Consider the following 6,212-nt stretch of genomic DNA (forward strand, 5'->3'; position numbering starts at 1 on the left):
GGCCAGAGTTCCCGCCCCGCCGGTGGGGGCGTGTTGTGACCAGCTGTGTCGCGCGCTTTGCCAGAATGCCCGCATGACGCCACGCCCCGTGCTCTACACCTTTCGCCGCTGCCCCTACGCCATGCGCGCCCGCTGGGCGGTGCAGGTGTCGGCGCTCGACGTGGAACTGCGCGAGATCACGCTGCGCGCCAAGCCCGCCGCCATGCTGGTCGCGTCGCCCAAGGGCACGGTGCCCGTGCTGGTGCTGCCGGGTGGCCAGGTCATCGACGAAAGCTTGGACGTGATGCGCTGGGCGCTGGCGCAGCACGATCCCGAGGGCTGGCTGACGCCCGCGCAGGGCACGCTGGCCGAGATGCTGGCCCTGATCGAGGCCTGCGAGCGCGACTTCAAGCCGCACCTCGACCGCTACAAGTACCCCGCGCGCTACCGCGCCGAGTGGGGCGGGGCGCCTGACGCGGGTGACAGCGATCCGTTGGCGCGCGCCTTTGCGGCGCAGCATTTCGATGTTGCCCAGGGCTTTCTGTCGCTGCTGGCGGTGCGGCTGGAGGGTGGTGCGGCACCGCGTTACCTGTTCGGTACCCGCCCCGCGCTGGCCGACTTCGCCATCGCGCCCTTCGTGCGCCAGTTCGCCCGCCACGACGCGGCACGCTTTGCACAGCAGACGGCGCCCGCGCTGTCGCAGTGGCTGGGCGCCTTGCTCGCGCGGCCCGATTTTGAGGCCGTGATGGCGCGGCAAGCAGTGTGGGCCGACACCGGCGCGCGCTAACATCAGTCGGTCCTGATATCCCACCCTGAAAGACCATGCAAAAAATCCTGCTCATCATCCATGCCGCGCCCTATGGCAGCGAGCGTTGCCTGTCCGCCCTGCGCCTGGCCCTGGCGCTGATGGGGCGCGAGGGCGAGAAGCCGCAGCTCGACGTGTTCCTGATGTCCGACGCCACCGTGCTCGGCCTGCCTAACCAGCAGGACGCCTCGGGCAACACCCTGCAGCAGATGGTGGAGCAGCTGGTGGCCCAGCAGGTGCCGGTGAAGGTGTGCAAGACTTGCGCCGGCAACCGCGGCCTGCTTTCGCTGCAGCTGATCGGCGGCGTCACCGTCGGCACGCTGGCCGAACTGGCCGACGCCACCATGGCGGCCGACAAGGTCATCACCTTCTGACGCCGCGCTTGCGGGCGCTGCGGCTGTACGCCGGCCCGGCCGCGTACCGCCACACGCGCTGCAGGCCAGCGGCTCGATCCCCTTCGTGCTGAAGGTGGTGCACGACATTCCGGGGGCGCCACGCGGCGCCTACTGGGACGGCGGCATCACCGACTACCACCTGCACCTGGCCTATGTCGCTTCATCTTCGATAGCTGTCAGCGCCCGCCCAGCAAGCGCTGAAGGCCGATTTGATGCTGAATTTGCCACCACCGGCGCGCTGGTGCTGTACCCGCACTTCCAGCAGGCGGTGGTGCCCAGCTGGCTGGGCGAGAGCCTCAAGTGGCGCCACCGCGCCACACCACCCCGAGCGCGTGCAGGCCTGGAGCAGTGCCGTGCAGGCGGCGCGGCAACTGGCGGACGAGTTCGAGGCCTGGCCGGCGCGGCCCGATCCGGCGCAGGTGCAGCCGCTCTGAGCGCCACGCGGGCGCCGCGCCGCGGCGGCTTATAACGTCATCCCGGCGTAGGCCGGGATCCATGTTTCTCCGCACACGCTGTCTGGATTCCGGCCCCGTAGCGCGGTACGGGGCAGGCTTTGCGCCGGAATGACGAGATAGGGCAGCTTTGATCTGGAATTGGAATTACATCGACTCGGCCAGCATCTGCCGGTAGTCGTCGGCGCTGGCGATGCGCGGGTTGGTCTTGTGGCAGTGGTCAAGCTGGGCGTGCTCGATCACGCCAGCCCACAGGTCTTCGGTCACGCCCATGGCGGCCAGGCCGGTGGACAGGCCCAGGCGCGCGGTCATGTCGTGCACGGCGTCGGCCACGTCGCTGCCGGCGGGCAGGCCCATGGCCTGGGCCATGCGCGCCAGGCGGTCTTCCTTCTGGATGCTTTCGGCCCCAGCGTTGAAGCGGATCACGGCGGGCAGGAACACCGCATTCAGCGTGCCGTGGTGCAGGCGTGGGTTGGCGCCGCCCAGGCTGTGGCTCAGCGAATGCACCGCGCCCAGGCCTTTCTGAAAGCCCAGCGCGCCGTGCATGCTGGCGGCCATCATGTTCAGGCGCGCTTCGCGGTCGCTGCCGTCCTTCGTCGCGCGCTCGATGTGGGCCCAGCCGCGGCGCAGGCCCTCCAGCGCAATGCCGTCGGCCACCGGGTTGAAGGCGGGGGCCATGAACACCTCCATGCAGTGCGCGATGGCGTCCATGCCGGTGGCGGCGGTCAGCATGGGCGGCAGGCCCAGGGTGAGCGCCGGGTCGCAGATGGCGGCCCGGGGCATCAGGCTCCAGCTGTGAAAACCCAGCTTGCGACCATCGTCGACGATGACGATGGCGCCGCGCGCCACCTCGCTCCCGGTGCCGGCGGTGGTGGGCACGGCGATCAGCGGCGCGGCCGCCTCGGTGATCTTGGGGCTGCCGCCTTCGATGGTGGCGTAGGTCTTCAGCGGGCCGGGGTGCGTGGCGGCAATGGCCACGCCCTTGGCGCAGTCGATGGCGCTGCCGCCGCCCACGGCGATCAGGCCGTCGCAACGCTCGCGCTGGTAGATCTCGGTGGCGGCGCGCACGGCGGCCTCGGTGGGGTTGGGCGGCGTGCCGTCGAACACGGCATGCGGCAGGCCCTGCAGGGCGTCGATCACCGGCTGCAGCACGCCGGCGGCACGCACGCCCGCGTCGGTCACGATCAGCGGCCGCGTGATGCCCACGCGCTGGCACTGCGCCGGCAGTTGCTGCACGGCGCCGTAGTCGAACTCGATCTGGGTGAGGTATTGGATGAGGGCCATGGGTGGATTTCCAAAGTACGATGTTCAGGTTTCATTATTCAGTCAAACCCACAGGAGATCGCTACATGAAGTCCCGCACACTACAAGCCCTGGCCCTGGGGGCCGCCGTGTCGGTGCTGGCCGGCTGCGCCAGCACCTCGGCCCCGGTGGTGGCCAACACGCCCGGCTGCCTGGACGACGTCGCCGTCAACCGCCTGCTGGGCGACTACAACGCCCGCCGCCCGGCCGCCAACCTGCCGGAGAACCTGACCATGGTCGACGCCAACTGCACCCGCAGCAAGCTGCAGCAGCGCCTGGCTGGCCAGGCCGGCCGCCTGGCGGGCTACAAGGCGGGCCTGACCAACCCGGCAGTGCAAAAGCGCTTCAACACCACCGAGCCGGTGTGGGGCGCGCTGTACACCAACATGCTGCTGAACAGCGGCGCCACCGTGGACGCCGCCTTCGGCGCCCGCCCGCTGTACGAGGCCGACCTGTTGGTGCGCGTGAAGAGCGCCGCCATCAACAACGCCAAGACCCCGGCCGAGGTGCTGGCGCAGGTGGACCAGATCATTCCCTTCATCGAACTGCCCGACCTGGTGGTGGAGACCCCCGCCAAGGTCAACGGCGCCGCGTTGAGCGCGCTGAACGTGGGTGCGCGCCTGGGCGTGCGCGGCGCGCCGCTGATGGTGCCGCAGGACGCCGTGGGCCAGGCCCGCGTGCTGAACGAGCTGCGCGACATGAACGTGCACCTGGTCGATGCCGCCGATGCGCCGCTGGGCGGCGGCAAGGGCAGCGACGTTCTGGGCCACCCACTGAACGCGGTGGTGTGGCTGGCGCAGGCGCTGAAGGCCGAAGGCCTGTCGCTGCGGCCGGGGCAGGTGGTCAGCCTGGGTTCGTTCTCGGCCCTGCTGCCGCCCAAGGCCGGCCAGAAGGTGACCGCGCATTACGACGGCGTGACCGGCCTGCAGCCGGTGACGGTGAGCTTCCGCTGATCGCCCAGGCATGCGCTGGAGCTATACCAATGATAGCTGCCAGCGCTTGCTGCATCAGCGCTGCAGGCCGATTTGGCTTGAAACCTGTGCCGGGCACGGTGCGCCGCCGTGGTGCGCCCTGAAGCTGGCGCGACAACCGCCCGGCCGGCCACCGCGCTGAGCAGTGGATTGCCCCTTCGGGCGCCACCCACAGGAGATCGTTCGCATGACCCGCATTCCGTCCCTCGCGGCCCTGGCACTGGCCGCCGTTGCGTTCTCGCCGCTGGCGCAGGCGCAGTACGACCAGCCCATCGGCCAGCCGCTGGGCCAGCCCTGGGGCACCGTGCCCTTCGGCAACCCGACCTATGGCAGTCCGGGGTACGACCCCTACGGCGGCCCCGGCATCACCTGCGAAAGCCGTGACGGCGGCTTTCAGGAGTGCGGCACGCCCTTCCGCGGCCGGCCGGTGATTGCGGAAACCCTCTCGTCCGCGGCCTGCATCGAAGGCCAGACCTGGGGCACGCGCGGCGTCGGCTCCGTCTGGGTGATGAATGGCTGCCGCGCCCGCTTTGCCGACACCTACGGCGGCCAGGCCGGCGTGGGTGGCTATGGCGACACGCGCTACACCGTGCGCTGCGAGAGCGACCAGGGCCGGCGGCGCGACTGCCAGGCGCCGGTGGCGGCACGCCTGACCCTGCTGCGCCAGATCTCCGACGCGCCCTGCATCGAGGGGCAGACCTGGGGCAGCCATTTCAACGGCCAGGTGTGGGTCAGCGGTGGCTGCCGTGGCGACTTCGGGCCCGCGCAGGGTTGGGTCAATCCGGACTACGGCACCGCCGCCAATGCCTACCGCTGCGAAAGCGAACAAGGCCGCCACCAGGAATGCCGCGCGCCGGCGCCCGGGCGCCAGATGCTGGTGCGCCAGTTGTCCGAAACCGCCTGCGTCGAAGGCCAGACCTGGGGCAGCCGCGACGGCGGCGTCTGGGTGCGCGGTGGCTGCCGGGGCGAGTTTGCTGCCGCCGACTGGGGCGGACGCAGCCCCGGCTACGGCCGCACCGTGGTCTGCGAAAGCGTGGAGCAACGTCTGAACCGCTGCAACTGGGACCCGCGCTGGGGCCGGCCGGCGCTGATCGACCAGCTCTCGCAAGACAGCTGCCGCGAAGGCCGCAGCTGGGGCTACGACGGCCGCGAGATCTGGGTCGACCGGGGCTGCCGCGGACGCTTCGGGGCACGCTGACGGCGCCGCGCCGCGCCGCGCCGCGCCGCGCCGCGGCGTGCAGCGGTGCGGCGCACCCTTTCCGTCACTACGTTATCAATAGCTGCCAGCTCCCGCCAGCAGGGCGCTGGCAGCTTATTTCATCATGAATCACTCGCCCGACATCCACGCCCGCCTGACCCCCGCCATGCGCCTGCTGGTCGAGCGCATGGCGCAGGCGCCTTACCCGCCCATGCACACGCTGACGGCGCAGCAGGCCAAGGCCGCCTACGCCAAGTCCATCGGCGTGCTCGACGTGCCCAAGCCCGAACTGGCGCGCGTGGAGGAGGTGCGCATCCCGGCGCGCGACGGCCACGCCTTGCCCGCGCGCCTGGTCGCGCCCAGTACTGACACCGGCCTCCCCGTGCTGCTGTACACCCACGGCGGCGGCTTCACCATCGGCAGCATAGAATCGCACGACACCTTTTGCCGCGTGCTCAGCGCAACCAGCGGCGCCGCCGTGCTGTCGCTCGACTACCGCCTGGCGCCCGAATGGCGCTTTCCCACCGCGGTGCACGACGCCTGGGATGCGCTGCACTGGCTGGCGGGCGAGGGCGGTCGCGCCCTGGGCCTCGATACCACGCGCATCGCCGTCGGCGGCGATTCGGCCGGCGGCACGCTGGCGGCCGTCAGCGCCGTGCACGCGCGCGACGCGGGGCTGAAGCTGGCGCTGCAACTGCTCATCTACCCCGGCACCACCGACCACCAGGACACCGACTCGCACGCGCTGTTCGCGCACGGTCCGGTGCTCGACAAGGCGCTGATCGACTGGTTCTTCCACCACTACATCGACAGCGTGGACCGCAGCGACTGGCGCTTTGCGCCGCTGAAAAGCGCCGACGTCGATAGCGTGGCCCCCGCCTGGGTGGGCCTGGCCGAATGCGACCCGCTGGTGGACGAGGGCGTGGCCTACGCCGACAAGCTGCGCGCCGCCGGCGTGCCGGTCGATCTGGAGATCTACCGCGGCGTGGTGCACGGCTTCATCACCATGGGCCGCGCCATTGCCGAGGCGCGGCAGCTGCACCAGGATGCGGCGGCGGCGCTGCGGCAGGCCTTTGGACTGCCAGCACCATGATCCCGGGCTGTGGGAGC

6 protein-coding genes and 1 pseudogene are annotated in these 6,212 nt (G+C 70.8%); 6 read left to right on the top strand and 1 reads right to left on the bottom strand.

Going from position 1 to position 6,212, the window contains the following annotated elements:
• Nucleotides 1-73: 73 nt before the first annotated feature.
• The 3 genes and pseudogenes from ACFSCU_RS12985 to ACFSCU_RS12995 all read left to right on the top strand — a co-directional run.
• Nucleotides 74-766, top strand: coding sequence for a glutathione S-transferase N-terminal domain-containing protein (locus tag ACFSCU_RS12985; RefSeq protein WP_180551508.1), 693 nt, complete (start codon nt 74-76; stop codon nt 764-766).
• 35 nt (nt 767-801) lie between these two features.
• Nucleotides 802-1,158 carry a DsrE/DsrF/TusD sulfur relay family protein gene (locus ACFSCU_RS12990; RefSeq protein ID WP_333705007.1) on the top strand — a complete coding sequence of 119 codons (357 nt, stop codon included), beginning with the start codon at nt 802-804 and terminating at the stop codon, nt 1,156-1,158.
• A 55-nt stretch (nt 1,159-1,213) separates the two neighbouring features.
• Nucleotides 1,214-1,613: pseudogene (locus ACFSCU_RS12995) on the top strand (phospholipase); the annotation flags it as partial.
• A 165-nt stretch (nt 1,614-1,778) separates the two neighbouring features.
• Here ACFSCU_RS12995 and ACFSCU_RS13000 read toward each other — a convergent pair.
• Nucleotides 1,779-2,915: an iron-containing alcohol dehydrogenase gene (locus tag ACFSCU_RS13000; RefSeq protein WP_377560905.1), complete on the bottom strand. Its 1,137-nt coding sequence runs from the start codon at nt 2,913-2,915 to the stop codon at nt 1,779-1,781.
• 65 nt (nt 2,916-2,980) lie between these two features.
• Between ACFSCU_RS13000 and ACFSCU_RS13005 the strand changes: the two genes are divergently transcribed.
• From ACFSCU_RS13005 to ACFSCU_RS13015, 3 genes are all read left to right on the top strand, one after another.
• Nucleotides 2,981-3,886 carry a 2-keto-4-pentenoate hydratase gene (locus ACFSCU_RS13005; RefSeq protein WP_180551510.1) on the top strand — a complete coding sequence of 302 codons (906 nt, stop codon included), beginning with the start codon at nt 2,981-2,983 and terminating at the stop codon, nt 3,884-3,886.
• A 205-nt stretch (nt 3,887-4,091) separates the two neighbouring features.
• Complete coding sequence (locus ACFSCU_RS13010) at nt 4,092-5,102, top strand: DUF3011 domain-containing protein (protein WP_257646289.1); 1,011 nt, start codon at nt 4,092-4,094, stop codon at nt 5,100-5,102.
• A 124-nt stretch (nt 5,103-5,226) separates the two neighbouring features.
• Nucleotides 5,227-6,195 (top strand): alpha/beta hydrolase, encoded by a 969-nt coding sequence (locus ACFSCU_RS13015; RefSeq protein WP_257645891.1) that lies wholly within the window; start codon nt 5,227-5,229, stop codon nt 6,193-6,195.
• The last annotated feature ends 17 nt before the right edge of the window (nt 6,196-6,212 follow it).

Source organism: Ottowia beijingensis (assembly GCF_042680925.1).
Taxonomy (GTDB): Bacteria; Pseudomonadota; Gammaproteobacteria; order Burkholderiales; family Burkholderiaceae_C; genus Ottowia; species Ottowia beijingensis.

Bases quoted from the DNA above. Each gene is read 5' to 3' on its own strand.
- ACFSCU_RS12985 (WP_180551508.1), top strand. From the start codon at position 74: ATGACGCCACGCCCCGTGCTCTACACCTTTCGCCGCTGCCCCTACGCC.
- ACFSCU_RS12990 (WP_333705007.1), top strand. From the start codon at position 802: ATGCAAAAAATCCTGCTCATCATCCATGCCGCGCCCTATGGCAGCGAG.
- ACFSCU_RS13000 (WP_377560905.1), bottom strand. From the start codon at position 2,915: ATGGCCCTCATCCAATACCTCACCCAGATCGAGTTCGACTACGGCGCC.
- ACFSCU_RS13005 (WP_180551510.1), top strand. From the start codon at position 2,981: ATGAAGTCCCGCACACTACAAGCCCTGGCCCTGGGGGCCGCCGTGTCG.
- ACFSCU_RS13010 (WP_257646289.1), top strand. From the start codon at position 4,092: ATGACCCGCATTCCGTCCCTCGCGGCCCTGGCACTGGCCGCCGTTGCG.
- ACFSCU_RS13015 (WP_257645891.1), top strand. From the start codon at position 5,227: ATGAATCACTCGCCCGACATCCACGCCCGCCTGACCCCCGCCATGCGC.